The sequence below is a fragment of the Stenotrophomonas sp. STEN046 genome, assembly GCF_056759755.1.
On sequence record NZ_JBRRDR010000006.1, the window covers coordinates 92,999 to 106,342 of the forward strand.

13 protein-coding genes are annotated in these 13,344 nt (G+C 67.1%); 7 read left to right on the plus strand and 6 right to left on the minus strand.

Features of this window, described 5'->3' with window-relative positions; all coding sequences use genetic code 11:
- Positions 1–13 precede the first annotated feature (13 nt).
- From ubiG to ACVOLJ_RS05140, 3 genes are read left to right on the plus strand one after another with little or no spacing between them, the layout of a single operon-like run.
- Complete coding sequence (gene ubiG / locus ACVOLJ_RS05130; RefSeq protein ID WP_475280269.1) at positions 14–730, plus strand: bifunctional 2-polyprenyl-6-hydroxyphenol methylase/3-demethylubiquinol 3-O-methyltransferase UbiG; 717 nt, start codon at positions 14–16, stop codon at positions 728–730.
- Positions 727–1,422 (plus strand): phosphoglycolate phosphatase, encoded by a 696-nt coding sequence (locus ACVOLJ_RS05135; RefSeq protein ID WP_475280268.1) that lies wholly within the window; start codon positions 727–729, stop codon positions 1,420–1,422. The genes ubiG and ACVOLJ_RS05135 overlap by 4 nt, the downstream gene beginning before the upstream one ends.
- 11 nt (positions 1,423–1,433) lie before the next feature.
- Positions 1,434–2,138 carry a squalene/phytoene synthase family protein gene (locus tag ACVOLJ_RS05140; RefSeq protein ID WP_475280267.1) on the plus strand — a complete coding sequence of 235 codons (705 nt, stop codon included), beginning with the start codon at positions 1,434–1,436 and terminating at the stop codon, positions 2,136–2,138.
- A 40-nt stretch (positions 2,139–2,178) separates the two neighbouring features.
- Here ACVOLJ_RS05140 and ACVOLJ_RS05145 read toward each other — a convergent pair whose 3' ends face one another.
- Genes ACVOLJ_RS05145 through yidD form a run of 3 tightly spaced genes read right to left on the minus strand, consistent with a single transcriptional unit; the run spans position 2,179 to position 4,629 of the window.
- Entirely contained in the window at positions 2,179–3,027 is an 849-nt protein-coding gene (locus ACVOLJ_RS05145) for a M23 family metallopeptidase (protein WP_481563620.1), read from the minus strand.
- Positions 3,027–4,373 carry a dihydroorotase gene (locus ACVOLJ_RS05150; protein ID WP_481563621.1) on the minus strand — a complete coding sequence of 449 codons (1,347 nt, stop codon included), beginning with the start codon at positions 4,371–4,373 and terminating at the stop codon, positions 3,027–3,029. Before ACVOLJ_RS05150 ends, ACVOLJ_RS05145 begins: the two co-directional genes overlap by 1 nt.
- A 1-nt stretch (position 4,374) precedes the next feature.
- Positions 4,375–4,629, minus strand: coding sequence for a membrane protein insertion efficiency factor YidD (yidD, locus tag ACVOLJ_RS05155; RefSeq protein ID WP_005414016.1), 255 nt, complete (start codon positions 4,627–4,629; stop codon positions 4,375–4,377).
- 273 nt (positions 4,630–4,902) lie between these two features.
- On the opposite strand from yidD, the gene dksA reads away from it, so the two are divergent.
- Positions 4,903–6,123, plus strand: coding sequence for an RNA polymerase-binding protein DksA (dksA, locus tag ACVOLJ_RS05160; RefSeq protein WP_481563622.1), 1,221 nt, complete (start codon positions 4,903–4,905; stop codon positions 6,121–6,123).
- 628 nt (positions 6,124–6,751) lie between these two features.
- Here dksA and ACVOLJ_RS05165 read toward each other — a convergent pair.
- The 3 genes from ACVOLJ_RS05165 to cysS are packed head-to-tail and all read right to left on the minus strand — an operon-like array spanning position 6,752 to position 9,878.
- Positions 6,752–7,999, minus strand: coding sequence for an MFS transporter (locus tag ACVOLJ_RS05165; protein WP_475280263.1), 1,248 nt, complete (start codon positions 7,997–7,999; stop codon positions 6,752–6,754).
- On the minus strand, positions 7,996–8,448 hold the full coding sequence (locus tag ACVOLJ_RS05170) for a SufE family protein (protein WP_481563623.1): 453 nt from the start codon (positions 8,446–8,448) through the stop codon (positions 7,996–7,998). Before ACVOLJ_RS05170 ends, ACVOLJ_RS05165 begins: the two co-directional genes overlap by 4 nt.
- A 53-nt stretch (positions 8,449–8,501) precedes the next feature.
- Entirely contained in the window at positions 8,502–9,878 is a 1,377-nt protein-coding gene (gene cysS / locus ACVOLJ_RS05175; RefSeq protein ID WP_481563624.1) for a cysteine--tRNA ligase, read from the minus strand.
- 188 nt (positions 9,879–10,066) lie between these two features.
- Here cysS and ACVOLJ_RS05180 point away from each other — a divergent pair, with 188 nt between their 5' ends.
- The 3 genes from ACVOLJ_RS05180 to ACVOLJ_RS05190 all read left to right on the plus strand — a co-directional run bounded on the left by ACVOLJ_RS05180 (position 10,067) and on the right by ACVOLJ_RS05190 (position 13,237).
- Complete coding sequence (locus ACVOLJ_RS05180; RefSeq protein WP_475280260.1) at positions 10,067–10,630, plus strand: hypothetical protein; 564 nt, start codon at positions 10,067–10,069, stop codon at positions 10,628–10,630.
- A gap of 328 nt (positions 10,631–10,958) precedes the next feature.
- Positions 10,959–11,969: an N-acetylornithine carbamoyltransferase gene (locus tag ACVOLJ_RS05185; RefSeq protein ID WP_475280259.1), complete on the plus strand. Its 1,011-nt coding sequence runs from the start codon at positions 10,959–10,961 to the stop codon at positions 11,967–11,969.
- A 71-nt stretch (positions 11,970–12,040) separates the two neighbouring features.
- Positions 12,041–13,237: an argininosuccinate synthase gene (locus tag ACVOLJ_RS05190; RefSeq protein ID WP_481563625.1), complete on the plus strand. Its 1,197-nt coding sequence runs from the start codon at positions 12,041–12,043 to the stop codon at positions 13,235–13,237.
- Positions 13,238–13,344 lie beyond the last annotated feature (107 nt).

Below are 13,344 nucleotides of genomic sequence, written 5' to 3' on the forward strand. Positions count from 1 at the left end.
GCAAGGACTCTCCATGACTGCCCCCCACGCTTCCTCCAATTTCGATCAGGCCGAGCTCGACAAGTTCGCCGCACTGGCCAACCGCTGGTGGGACGCTGACGGCCCGCAGAAGCCGTTGCATGCCCTCAACCCGGTGCGGCTGCAGTACGTGGCCGACCGCGTGCCGCTGCGCGGTGCACGGGTGCTGGATATCGGCTGCGGCGGCGGCCTGCTGAGCGAAGCGCTGGCCCAGGCCGGTGCCGATGTCACCGCCATCGACCTGGCACCGGAACTGGTCAAGGTCGCTCGCCTGCACGCGCTGGAAAGCGGCGCCACCGTCGACTACCGGGTACAGGCCGCCGAGGATCTGGCCGCCGAGCAGCCGGGCAGCTTCGACGTGGTGACCTGCATGGAGATGCTCGAGCACGTGCCGGACCCGGGCGCGATCATCGAGGCCTGCAAGCGCCTGCTGAAGCCCGGTGGCCATCTGTTCCTGTCCACCATCAACCGTACCGCTGCGGCTTTTGCCGTGGCCATCGTCGGCGCCGAGTACGTGGCGCGGCTGCTGCCCAAGGGCACCCACCACTACCAGGAATTCATCAAGCCGGCCGAGCTGGCGCGCTGGCTGCGCGAGGCCGACCTGCAGCTGGCCGATGTCAGCGGCATGGCCTACGAGCCGTGGCGCAACCGTGCGCGGCTGGGCAGCCGCACCGACATCAACTACCTGGCCCACGCGGTCAAGGGCGCATGACCACCGCACGGTTCCCACGCGCGGTGTTGTTCGATCTGGATGGCACCCTGCTGGACAGTGCACCGGACTTCGTCGCCACCCTCGATGCGATGCTGGCCGAGCGTGGCCGTGCACCGATCGACCCGGCAGTGTTGCGTCCGGTGGTGTCCAAAGGCTCGCGGGCGATGGTGTCGGCCGCCTTCCCGGAACTGGACACGGCCGCGCGCGATGCGCTGGTTCCCGAGTTCCTGCAGCGTTACGAGGCGCTGATCGGCCAGCACGCGGTGCTGTTCGACGGTGTCGCCGGCATGCTGGCGGCGCTGGATGCGGCCGGCGCGGTGTGGGGCATCGTCACCAACAAGCCCGAATACCTGGCGCGGCTGATCGTGCCGCAGTACGGCTGGCAGCAGCGCTGCGCGGTGCTGGTTGGCGGTGACACCCTGGCCGAGCGCAAGCCGCATCCGTTGCCGTTGCTGCATGCCGCGCAGGCCATCGGCATCGACGCCGCGGACTGCGTGTATGTCGGTGACGACGAGCGCGACATCATTGCCGCACGTGCCGCCGCCATGCCCTCGGTGGCAGCGCTGTGGGGCTACCGCCTGCACAGCGATGACCCGCTGGCCTGGCAGGCCGATGTGCTGGTGGAGAACGCCGGACTTCTGCAACTGGCCAGCCTCTGGCCGACCCGGCCGGCAGCCCCGGCCCAGCCGTAAGGAACAACGTAGTGAGCAGTACCGCGCTGGACAGTTTCCTCGACAAGTGGCGCAGCCGTTGGCCGGAATGGTCGGTGGCCGCGCCGTTCGTGGCCGAATCGCACCGCGATATCGCGGTGGCGTGGTTCGCGCTGCTGCAGGAATTCGACGACATGCTCAACACCAGCGGCGACCCGCTGCCGGCCGACGCCAAGCTGGCGTGGTGGGGCGAGGAGCTGCGAAGCTGGGCCGCGCAGCGTTCGCGGCATCCGCTGGGGCGCGTGCTGGAGCCGGTGCGTGCGCCATGGGCGCAGCTGGCCGAGGCGCTGCCCGATCTGATCGAAGCGCGCACGGTGGCATTGGACGCCGCCGGTGCCGAGCGCGCGCTGGCCCCTTACGCAGATGCAGTGGCAGCGGTGGAAGCGGCGTTGTTCGCCGACAAGCCGCGTAATGGTGCTGGCCGTGCGGTGCTGCTGCAGACACTGGCCCAGCGCCTGCAGGATGCCGGCGTGGCCGGTGTGCCGCGCAGCCTGCTGGATGAGGATTCCAGCACCGCTGCGCAGCGTTGGGCACAGCAGCTGTTGAAGGGGTGGGGCAGCCGCGTGCCAGGCCCGCGCCCGCGTCGCGTGTGGTCCAGCCTGGCACGTGCCCGGGTGGCCGCGCAGGCCGCCGGCAAGCCGATCGAAGCCACCCCGGTGCGCACCCTGCTGCGCGTGTGGTGGGCCGCGCGCGGCTGAGCGTAAAGGCGCTGCGCTCGCCGGGCCATGCCCGGCGACGTTATTTGCGTTCCAGCACCAGCAGCGGGTCGATGCGGGTGTCGAACCAGTTCATGCCCCAGTGCAGGTGCGGGCCGGTGGCACGCCCGGTGGCGCCCACGGCGGCGATGACCTGGCCCTGCTCGACGCGATCGCCAACCTTCACGTCGATGCGTGACAGGTGCAGGAAGTTGGAGCTGACACCGAACCCATGGTCCAGCAGCAGCGTACCGCCGGTCAGGTACAGGTCGGGGCCGGCGAAGGTCACGATGCCTGCAGCCGGCGCCTTCACCGGGGTGCCGGTCGGCACCGCGATGTCCATGCCGGAGTGGCCTGCGCCAGGTTGGCCGTTGTACACCCGCGCGTTGCCGAAGCGGCCGCTGATGCGGCCCTGCACCGGCCAGATGAAGGTCTGGGTGAAGTCGGTGCGGTTGTCGTCGCGCGCACGCGCAGCGGTCACCTGCGCCTGTTCGCGCTTGATCCGCTCGGCGATGGCCGGTGGCGGGTTGACCGTCTTCGGCGGCACGCCGTTGACACGTTCGGTTGGCCAGTCGCGCGGCGTCACCGTGATAGTTGCGGTCTCGCTGCCACCATCGGGGCGCTGCACCTGCACCTGCAACGGTCCCTTCTCGTCGCGACCGATGCCGAATACCACGCTGCCGTAGCCACTCACCCGCAACTGGCGGCCGGCGTACTGCACGCGGCTGCCGGCGGGCACCTTGCCGATCACCAGCGCACCCTGCGACGCGCTGGCCGGAAACACCACGCGGCTGTCGACCAGGCTGCCGATGCCATCCTGCGCCTGCGCCGAAGGTGCGGAAAACAGGGGGGCTGCCAGCAGCAGCGCCCCTATCATGAGAGCCGGACGCATCAGCGGTCGTAGGTCATGCGCTGGCCGGCGGGTTCGCCCACCAGCTTGCTGCCGTCCCACACCAACTGGCCGTTGACCCAGGTGGAGGCGACGCGCGAACGGAACGTCGTGCCCTCGAACGGCGACCAGCCGCACTTGGACAGCACATCCTCACGCTTGACGGTGAACGGCACATCCTCCACCAGCACCAGATCGGCGAAATAGCCTTCGCGCAGGAAGCCACGCTCCTCCACATCGAACAGCTGGGCCGGTGCATGGGCGAATTTCTGTACCACCTGTTCGCGGGTCAGCTTGCCTTCGTGCACGCGCTCGAGCGCGGCGACCAGCGCGTACTGCACCAGCGGCAGGCCGGACGGCGCCTGTGCATAGGGCTTCTGTTTCTCTTCCCAGGTGTGCGGGGCATGGTCGGTGGCCAGCACGTCCAGCACGTCGTCGGCCAGCGCGGCGGTGATCGCCTCGCGGTCGGCCACGTCCTTGATGGCGGGGTTGCACTTGATCAGGTTGCCCTTGGTTGCATAGTCCGGGCGCGCGAAGTGCAGGAAGTGCACGCAGGTTTCGGCGGTGATCTGCTTGCGGCTGCCATCGGCGCGGATCAGCGGGCCCTTCTCGAACAGCGCCAGCTCATCGGCGGTGGAAATGTGCAGCACGTGCAGGCGGGTGCCGTGCCTGCGCGCCAGTGACATCGCCAGCCGCGTCGATTTGATGCAGGCCTCGCGCGAACGGATGTCCGGGTGCATCTCCGGGGTCAGCGCGTCGCCGTACTTTTCCTGGAAGGCTTTCAGGTTGGCATCGATCATCGGCGTGTCTTCGCAGTGGGTGATGATCGGGGTCGGGCATTCGCGGAAGATCGCGTCCAGCGTTTCCGGGTTGTCCACCAGCATGTTGCCGGTGGAGGCGCCCATGAACACCTTCACGCCGGGGGCCTTCTTCGGGTCCAGTGCGCGGATGGCTTCCAGATTGTCATTGCTGGCGCCGTGGTAAAAGCCGTAGTTGGCCCAGGCGCGGCCGCGTGCCAGCTCGTACTTGGCTTCGAGGATGGTCGAATCCAGCGTTGGCGGGTTGGTGTTGGGCATATCCATGAAGCTGGTCAGGCCACCGGCCACGGCCGCGGCCGATTCGCTGGCGATGTCACCCTTGTGGGTCAGGCCCGGTTCGCGGAAGTGCACCTGGTCGTCGATCATCCCCGGCAGCAGCCAGCGCCCGGCCGCGTCCACCACCTGCTCGCCGTCGCGCGGGGTCAGCCCGGAGCCGATCTGCGCGATGCGGCCGTTCTCGATGCGCAGGTCGCCGTCGAAGGTGCGGCCTTCATTGACCAGGCGGGCGTTGGTGATGAGCGTGGAGGACATGTCAGTGTTTTCCTGTGCAACGGCAAGAGGGGGCGTTGGGAGATTCGGGCACTGGATCGAAGCCGCCGGGATGGAACGGATGGCAGCGGCCCAGGCGGCGCGCCGCCAGCCAGCTGCCGCGCAACGGGCCATGGCGCGAGATCGCTTCCATCGCGTATTCAGAGCAACTGGGTACGAAACGGCAGCGCGGCCCCAGCAGGGGGCTGATGAAGCGCTTGTAGAAGCGCAGCAGGGCGATGAGCAGGCGCGAGATCACCCAGTCATCTTATGCCAGTTGGCATGAAGGCCGCATTTGTGCAGGATGGGCTGTTGGTCGCATGTCGCCAATGACCTGCGACCGCTCGCGGCACCCACCAGGTGCCGGACAGGTTCCGTACCGCGCAAGGCGGTCCGTGTTCGTCGGACCGCGCCTTTGGGCCCGTTGTCTCCTGGACTGAATGGAGCGGGCCCCCGAGGTTGCTGCTGCCGGTCGGGTAGGCTATAAAGGCCCGCTTTCCCGGGCCCCGGGGAATCCAAGGAAGAGCGTTTCGTGGCTGCTAAAAAAACTGCAAAGAAGGCCGTCAAGGCCGCCAAGAAAACCGCCAAGCCTGTTGTGAAGAAGTTGGCGGCCAAGCCCGTTGCCAAGAAGCCGGCCAGCAAGCCGGCGACCAAGGCAGCGTCATCACAACCGGCGGCCAGGAAGGCTACCGCAAAGAAATCGCCGGCCAAGGCCAGCAAGCCGGCAGTGGCCAAGAAGCCTGCTGCGCCGGTCAAGGCCAAGCCTGCCGCTGCCAGCAAGAAGGCGCCGGTGGTCAAGAAGGTCGCCAGCAAGGCTGCGCCGGTGAAGAAGACCGCCGCCAAGCCGGCACCGAAGAAGGCAGCCGCCAAGCCAGCGCCCAAGGCGGTGGTGAAGAAGGTTGTCGCCCCGCCTGCTGCCAAGCCGGCAGCGAAGAAGGCTGCAGCTGCCAAGCCGGCACCTGCTGCCAAGGCTGCCAGGAATGTTGCACCGGCGGCGGCCAAGCCGACGCCGGCCCCCGTAGTGAAGTCCGCACCGAAGCCAGCTGCCAAGCCGGCTCCGGCCAAGTCTGTCCCGGCCAAGACCGCAGCAGTGGCAGCAGCCAAACCGGCCCCCAAGCCGGCCCCGGCCGCCGCTTCTGCCGCATCGACCGCCCCGCAATCCAAGAATCCCGTGCCCGTTTCGAAATCGCCTGCTAAAACCGCCGTGAAATCCGATTCCGCTCCGAAGACCGTAACCCGCCCAGTGGGCAAGGTCGCTGTGGCCGTCGCCGCCCGCTCGGCGGCACCCGCGCCGCGCAGCAAGTACAAGGTGGTCGAATACAAGACCGACGAGGCCACTGGCCGCCCGATCCTGCCCGCAGGCTACAAGCCGGCCTCGGACGAGGAATACATGAGCACGCTGCAGCAGGAGTACTTCCGCCAGCGCCTGCAGAACTGGCGCGCTGATCTGGTGGAGGAATCCAAGCAGACCATCGAGAACCTGCGTGAGGAAGTGCGTGACATCGGCGATGAGGCCGAGCGTGCGACCCGCGAGACCGAGAACTCGCTGGAACTGCGCACCCGTGACCGTTACCGCAAGCTGATCGGCAAGATCGACAGCACCCTCAAGCGCCTGGAAGCAGGCGACTACGGGTATTGCGTGGACACCGGTGAAGAGATCGGCCTGGAGCGCCTCGAAGCGCGCCTGACCGCCGAGCGCACCATCGACGCCCAGGAGCGTTGGGAGCACCTGCAGAAGCAGCAGGGCGACTGATTCCCGGTCGTTGTGACGTCATGCGAAAAACCCGGCTTCGGCCGGGTTTTTTGTTGGGTTGCTGGTTGGCTGCGGAGAGCGGCGCCTTGCGGGTGTTAGGGGGAGCCTGCGGGTGGGTCCGGGCAGGACACGCTGCAAGTACATCCCTGTAAGCTCGGCCGCGGCATCCATGCCGCGGACGGTCCTGCCCGGACCCACCCACAGGCTCTCGACCGTTTCCTGCGTGCGCGGTTGCTGTAAAGCCGAGCCCATGCTCGGCTCGGGCCGAAGGCTTGGGGGAAGAGGAAGAGCAAAAGCAAGAAGGAAAGCAAGAACGGCCAAGCATGGCTTGGCTCTACCTGGGGCGATCATGCGTGCGCTCGCGGCTGTTGGGCCCGCCTTGTAGCGAGCCGAGCACCGCAGGTCCGGCGAGGGCGAAGAGGCGCGGGTGTCTGAGCGCAGCGAGTTCCGCGCCGTCCCTCGACGGACCGAGGAGCACAGGGCACCGGCGCGTAGCGCCGGCTCGCGGATGGCGGAGCGTTTCTTTGGTTACTTTCTTTTCGCGAAAAGAAAGTGACAAGTCCAACATCGAGGGAGAGCAACGGCCCCAGCCAAACGCCCGGCGCCGCCGAATCCGCTGTTCGCAGCGCTACTGCAGATCGCGCAGATTCAGTTTCCGCAGCGTCGGGTTCTTCCATGCCGTGATCCCGGCCACGCTCAGCACCGCGAAACCGCCCAGCACCACCGCCGGGACCAGCCCCAGTAGCTTGGCCATCGTGCCGGCATAGAACGCGCCCAGTTCGTTGGACGAGCTGATGAAGATGCCGTTGATCGAGGAAACCCGGCCGCGCATTTCTTCCGGCGTGGCCAACTGCAGGATGGTCGAACGGATCACCACCGACACGCCATCGAATGCCCCGTAGAACAGCAGGATCAGCGCCGACAGCCAGAAGTGCTGCGACAGCCCGAAGCCGATCACGCACAGGCCAAAGCCGGCCACCGCGAACAGCAGCACGCGGCCGGCATTGCGGTGCAGGGGATGGCGTGCCAGCCACAGGCCCACGCACACCGAGCCCAGCGCCGGCATCGCACGCAGGATGCCCAGCCCTTCCGGGCCGTGGTGCAGGATCTCGTGCAGGAATGCCGGCAGCATCGCCACCACGCCGCCAAGCAGCACCGAGAACATGTCCAGCGCCATTGCACCGACCATGATCCGGTTGCCCACCACGAAGCGGGCACCCTCGGCGATGCTCTTGAAGATCGGCGCGGCCGGGCCGCTGTGGACCGGTTCTTCCACCTTCAACGTGGCCAGGCAGGCCATCGCCACCAGCGCGAAGACCGTGGCCACCGCGTAGGACAATCCCTTGCCGGCGACGCCGACCAGTACGCCGCCCAGCGCCGGACCGGCAATCATGCCGGCCTGGAACACCACGGCGCCAAGGCCGGCGCCACGGGCGAACTGATCGCGGGCCAGCACCCGGGCGAACAGCGCGTTGTAGATCGGCGACAGGAAGGCGCGCACCATGCCGGTCAGCGCGATGGCGGCATAGATCGGCCAAACGCCGTCAATCGGCAGCCAGCCCATGGCCACGCTGGTCAGCACCAGCGCGGTGGCGATCAGGCCACTGCAGGCCGCCATGCCCAGCCGGCGGCGCGGCAGGTGGTCGACCAGATAACCCGCAAACGGCGCCACGCAGAAGAACGGCAGTACCTCGGCCAGGCCGATCAGGCCCAGCGAGAACGGGTTGCGGGTGACTTCATAGATATGCCAGCCGACGGTAACCGCCACGACCTGGTAGGACAGCATCGCGAAGATGCGGTACGCCAGCAGCCTGGCAAAACCGGGGCGGGACAGCAGGCCCAGCGCGGTCTCTTCGGCCGTGGCAGGCGCGCTCACGAGGGGTCGCGCTGCAGCTGGGCCTGTGCGGTATCGCGGATGAACGCCAGCATCGCGGCCACGCCGTTGCTGCGGGTCGGCGAGAGGTGGCGCGCCAGGCCGATGTCCTGGATGTAGCTGGGTTCGGTGTCCAGGATTTCCTGCGCACTGCGCCCGGAGTAGACGCGCAGGGCCAGGAAGATCAGGCCGGAGACGATGGCCGAATCGCTGATGGCGTGGAAGCGCAGCGACTGCGCATTGCCTTCCGGCACGATCCAGACCATCGACTGGCAGCCGAGCAGGCGATGCTCTTCGCTCTTCCATTCTTCGGGGAAGGCCGGCAGCTTGCGGCCGAGGTCGATCAGGTACTGGTAGCGTTCGGACCAGTCGCCGAAGAAGCCGAATTCCTCGGCGATGGCGGTCTGGGCCTCGGCGGCAGTGGGTTCAAGCGGGAACGGAGATTCGGTCACAACGGTCTCTACTGTAGGGGCGTGCCGGCGCACCGGCCACGGGGCAGGGCAGGTCAGCCGCGCTTGCGCGACCAGCGCACGCCCTGCGGGGTGTCTTCCAGCACGATGCCTTCGGCGGCAAGCTGGTCGCGGATGACGTCGGAGCGGGCGAAGTCGCGTGCCTGCTTGGCGGCGGCGCGCTCATCGATCAGGCCCTGGATGCGTGCATCGTCGCCTTCATCGCTGGCGGCGGTGCCGAACCACTGCGCCGGGTCGGCCTGCAGCAGGCCCAGCGCCAGGCCAGCACCGAGCAGTTCGCTCTTCAGGCGGGCCCGCTCGGATGGATCGGTGGCACGACGTGCGTCGGCGGCGATGCGGGCCACTTCAGCCAGTGCCTGCGGGGTGTTCAGATCGTCGTCCAGCGTGGCCTCGACCGACGCCGGGATCTGCGCGGTCGCCTCGATCGCCGCCAGCTCGCGCAAGGTGCCGTACAGGCGGTCCAGGGTGCGCACCGACTGCTCGATCAGCGCATCGGACCACTCCAGCGGCTGCCGGTAGTGGGCCGACAGCAGGGCCAGGCGCAGCGCTTCGGGCGGATGCTGGCGAACCAGGTCGTGCACGCGCTCGATGTTGCCGATCGACTTGCTCATCTTGGTGCCGCCGAAGTTGAGCATGCCGTTGTGCAGCCAGAAGCGGGCGAAGATCCTGCCGCCGTGCGCGCATTCGCTCTGCGCCAGCTCGTTCTCGTGATGCGGGAACTGCAGGTCGACGCCGCCGGCATGGATATCGATGGTTTCGCCCAGATGGGCGGCGGCCATCGCCGAGCATTCGATGTGCCAGCCCGGACGGCCACGGCCCCACGGCGATTCCCAGCCGGGCAGGTCGTCGCTGGACGGCTTCCACAGCACGAAATCACCCGGGTCGCGCTTGTAGGGGGCGACATCGACGCGGGCCCCGGCCAGCATTTCTTCCGGGTCGCGGCGCGAGAGCTTGCCGTAGCCTTCGAAGCTGGCCACCGAGAACAGCACGTGGCCTTCAGCGGTATAGGCATGGCCGTTGGCGATGAGCTGCTCGATCATGGTGATGATCTGCGCCATGTGCGCGGTCACTTCCGGCTCGATGTCCGGCGGTGCCACGCCCAGCGCGGCCATGTCTTCACGGTAGGCGGCGGCGAAGCGGTCGGTGATGGTGCTGATCGGCACCCCCTGTTCGCGCGCAGCATTGTTGATCTTGTCGTCCACGTCGGTGATGTTGCGCGCGTAGCGCAGGCCGCCGAAGCGCCGCCGCAGCAGGTCGGCCAGCACCCCGAACACCACCGGGCCACGGGCGTTGCCGATGTGCACGTAGTTGTAGACCGTGGGGCCGCACACATACAGGGTCGGACAGGCCGGATCGAGCGGGGTGAACGGTTCGAGCTGGCGGGTCAGGTTGTTGTGCAGGCGCAGGGTCATGGGGCTGTGTCTGGGGGACAAGCCTGTGATTTTAGAACGTGTCGGGGCGCTTTGGGGCGACGCGCTGCCACCGGTGGACCTGAAGCCCACCCAAGGTGGGGTGGGCAGGAGCGGCGCGGACGGGTAATGTTCAGCCCCTTGCGGTCACCACTGCCTACACTATTGCCGTGTCCCTGCACTCCTCGCCAATGAAAACCACCGCGTTGCTGACCCTGGCCTGCCTGTCGGCGCTGCCTGCCGTGGTCCTGGCCCAGGAGGCCGAGCCCCGCAACCGGGTGGTGATCGTAGAGAACGTGAAGTTCGACTACGCCCAGGTGCTCAATGTGGAGCCGGTGTTCCAGACCCTGCGCGCAACCCGGACCGAGGAGCATTGCGAGCCGGTTTCGACCCGCACCCTGGCCCCGGTGAACGTGACCGGCGAGGAGCCGGTCGAAGACAAGGGCCGTATCGGCCGCCTGTGGGACTCGGTGCGCTCGATGTTCAAGCGCAGCGACGAGGAGGGCCTGGAAGAGGTTCCGGCCGAAACGCCGGCGCCGGCGCCGGCCAACACTGGCCCGATGCTGACCCGCGACTGCCGCATCGTGCCGGTCGGGCGTGAATTCCGCCGGCCCATCGCCTACGACGTGGACTACGTCTACAAGGGCACCAAGTACCGCTCCCGCCTGCCGGAAGACCCGGGCAACCGGCTGAAGATCCGGGTTTCGATCACGCCCTGGGTGGGCTCGGAGCAGGCTGCGGCCGGCACTCCGTGATTCTGCGACGCCGGCCCCTTGCGCCGGCCCCGGCCGCATGCAAAGATTGTCGGCCATGAAGCTCACCGACTTCCAGCACGACAGCAGCGCCGCCCGCCAGGCCACTGGCATGACGTCGCGTGCCCGTCGACCGGAACCCCACATTCTCGCTGGGTAACCCGGAGCTTTCTGCTGTTCGTCCGAAAAAAACCCAGCCCGCCGGCTGGGTTTTTTCGTTTCCGCGCTTCGAAGATTTCATCTGCAACGTTTACCTTCCACCCCAGCTTCCTGGTTCTCCCTTCCACCTTCCACAGCGTCGATCAGCGGCGCCGCCATGCAAGGAAAGATGATGTCCCCCAAGCACTTCCTGAACACCCAGGACTGGAGCCGCAGCGAGCTCGACGCGCTGCTGACCCAGGCCGCACTGTTCAAGCGCAACAAGCTCGGCGACCAGCTCAAGGGCAAGTCGATCGCGCTGGTGTTCTTCAACCCGTCCATGCGCACCCGTACCAGCTTCGAACTGGGCGCCTTCCAGCTCGGTGCCCACGCCGTGGTGCTGCAGCCGGGCAAGGACGCATGGCCGATCGAGTTCAACCTCGGCACGGTGATGGACGGGGACACCGAGGAGCACATCGCCGAAGTGGCCAAGGTGCTGGGGCGCTACTGCGACATCATCGCCGTGCGTGCGTTCCCGAAGTTCGTTGACTGGGCCTACGACCGCCAGGACATCGTGCTGAACAGCTTCGCGAAGTATTCGCCGGTGCCGGTCATCAACATGGAGACCATCACCCACCCGTGCCAGGAACTGGCCCACGTGATGGCGCTGCAGGAGCACTTCGGCACCCAGGACCTTCGCGGCAAGAAGTACGTGCTGACCTGGACCTACCATCCCAAGCCGCTCAACACCGCGGTGGCCAACTCGGCGTTGACCATCGCCACCCGCATGGGCATGGACGTGACCCTGCTGTGCCCGACCGCCGACTACATCCTCGATGACCGCTACATGGGCTGGGCCGAGCAGAACGTCGCCGAGAGCGGTGGTTCGCTGAAGATCAGCCATGACATCGACAGCGCCTATGCCGGTGCCGACGTGGTCTACGCCAAGAGCTGGGGCGCGCTGCCGTTCTTCGGCAACTGGGAACCGGAAAAGCCGATCCGTGACGAGTTCAAGCACTTCATCGTCGATGAACGGAAGATGGCGCTGACCAACAACGGGGTGTTCAGCCATTGCCTGCCGCTGCGCCGCAACGTCAAGGCCACCGACGCGGTGATGGACTCGCCGCAGTGCATCGCCATCAACGAGGCCGAGAATCGCCTGCACGTGCAGAAGGCGATCATGGCAGCGGTCGCCGGGCGCTGATTCTCTCCAGCCGTTCAAGCATTCCAGACAATCCGCCGGGCATGGCCCGGCGCTACCAGGACATACCCCCCATGAGCAACAAAGACGTCGTCCTCGCCTTCTCCGGCGGCCTTGATACCAGCTTCTGCGTGCCCTACCTGCAGGAGCGCGGCTACAACGTGCATACCGTGTTCGCCGACACCGGTGGTGTCGATGATGAAGAGCGCGATTTCATCGAGAAGCGTGCCGCCGAGCTGGGCGTTACCAGCCACGTCACCGTCGATGGCGGCCCGGCCATCTGGGCCGGCTTCGTCAAGCCGTTCGTGTGGGCCGGCGAGGGTTACCAGGGCCAGTACCCGCTGCTGGTATCCGACCGTTACCTGATCGTCGATGCCGCGCTCAAGCGTGCCGCCGAACTGGGCACCAACATCATCGCCCACGGCTGCACCGGCATGGGCAACGACCAGGTGCGCTTCGACCTGGCAGTGAAGGCACTGGGTGATTACCAGATCATCGCGCCGATCCGCGAGATCCAGAAGGAACACACCCAGACCCGCGCCTACGAGCAGAAGTACCTGGAAGAGCGCGGCTTCGGCGTGCGCGCCAAGCAGCAGGCTTACACCATCAACGAGAACCTGCTGGGCCTGACCATGTCCGGCGGCGAGATCGATCGCTGGGAAGCACCGGGCGAGGGCGCCCGTGGCTGGTGCGCACCGCGCAGCGAGTGGCCGGAGCAGGCGTTGACCGTGACCCTGAAGTTCGTTGAAGGCGAGGCCGTCGCACTCGATGGCAAGGCACTGCCGGGTGAGCAGATCCTGGCCCAGCTCAACAAGCTGTTCGCCCCATACGGCGTCGGCCGTGGCGTCTACACCGGTGACACCGTGATCGGCCTGAAGGGCCGCATCGTGTTCGAAGCCCCGGGCCTGGTGTCGCTGCTGGCCGCGCACCGCGCGCTGGAAGATGCGGTGCTGACCAAGCAGCAGAACCGCTTCAAGCCGGACGTGGCGCGCAAGTGGGTGGAGCTGGTGTACGAAGGCTTCTACCACGACCCGCTGAAGACCGATATCGAGGCCTTCCTGAAGTCCTCGCAGGCCAAGGTGAACGGTGAAGTGGTGCTGGAGACCCGTGGCGGCCGCGTCGACGCGGTGGCGGTGAAGTCGCCGCACCTGCTCAACGCCAAGGGCGCCACCTACGCACAGTCGGCCGACTGGGGCGTGGAAGAGGCCGAAGGCTTCATCAAGCTGTTCGGCATGAGCTCGACGCTCTTTGCTCAAGTCAACCGTGGTTGACTTGAGCACGAGCCCGCGCATTTCACCTTAACCCTGCGCCTTCGGCGCGCCCCCTTCAACAAGAAGGGGGCTCTCCACCAGACGCGCTCCGGTAGCGCCGGGCCATG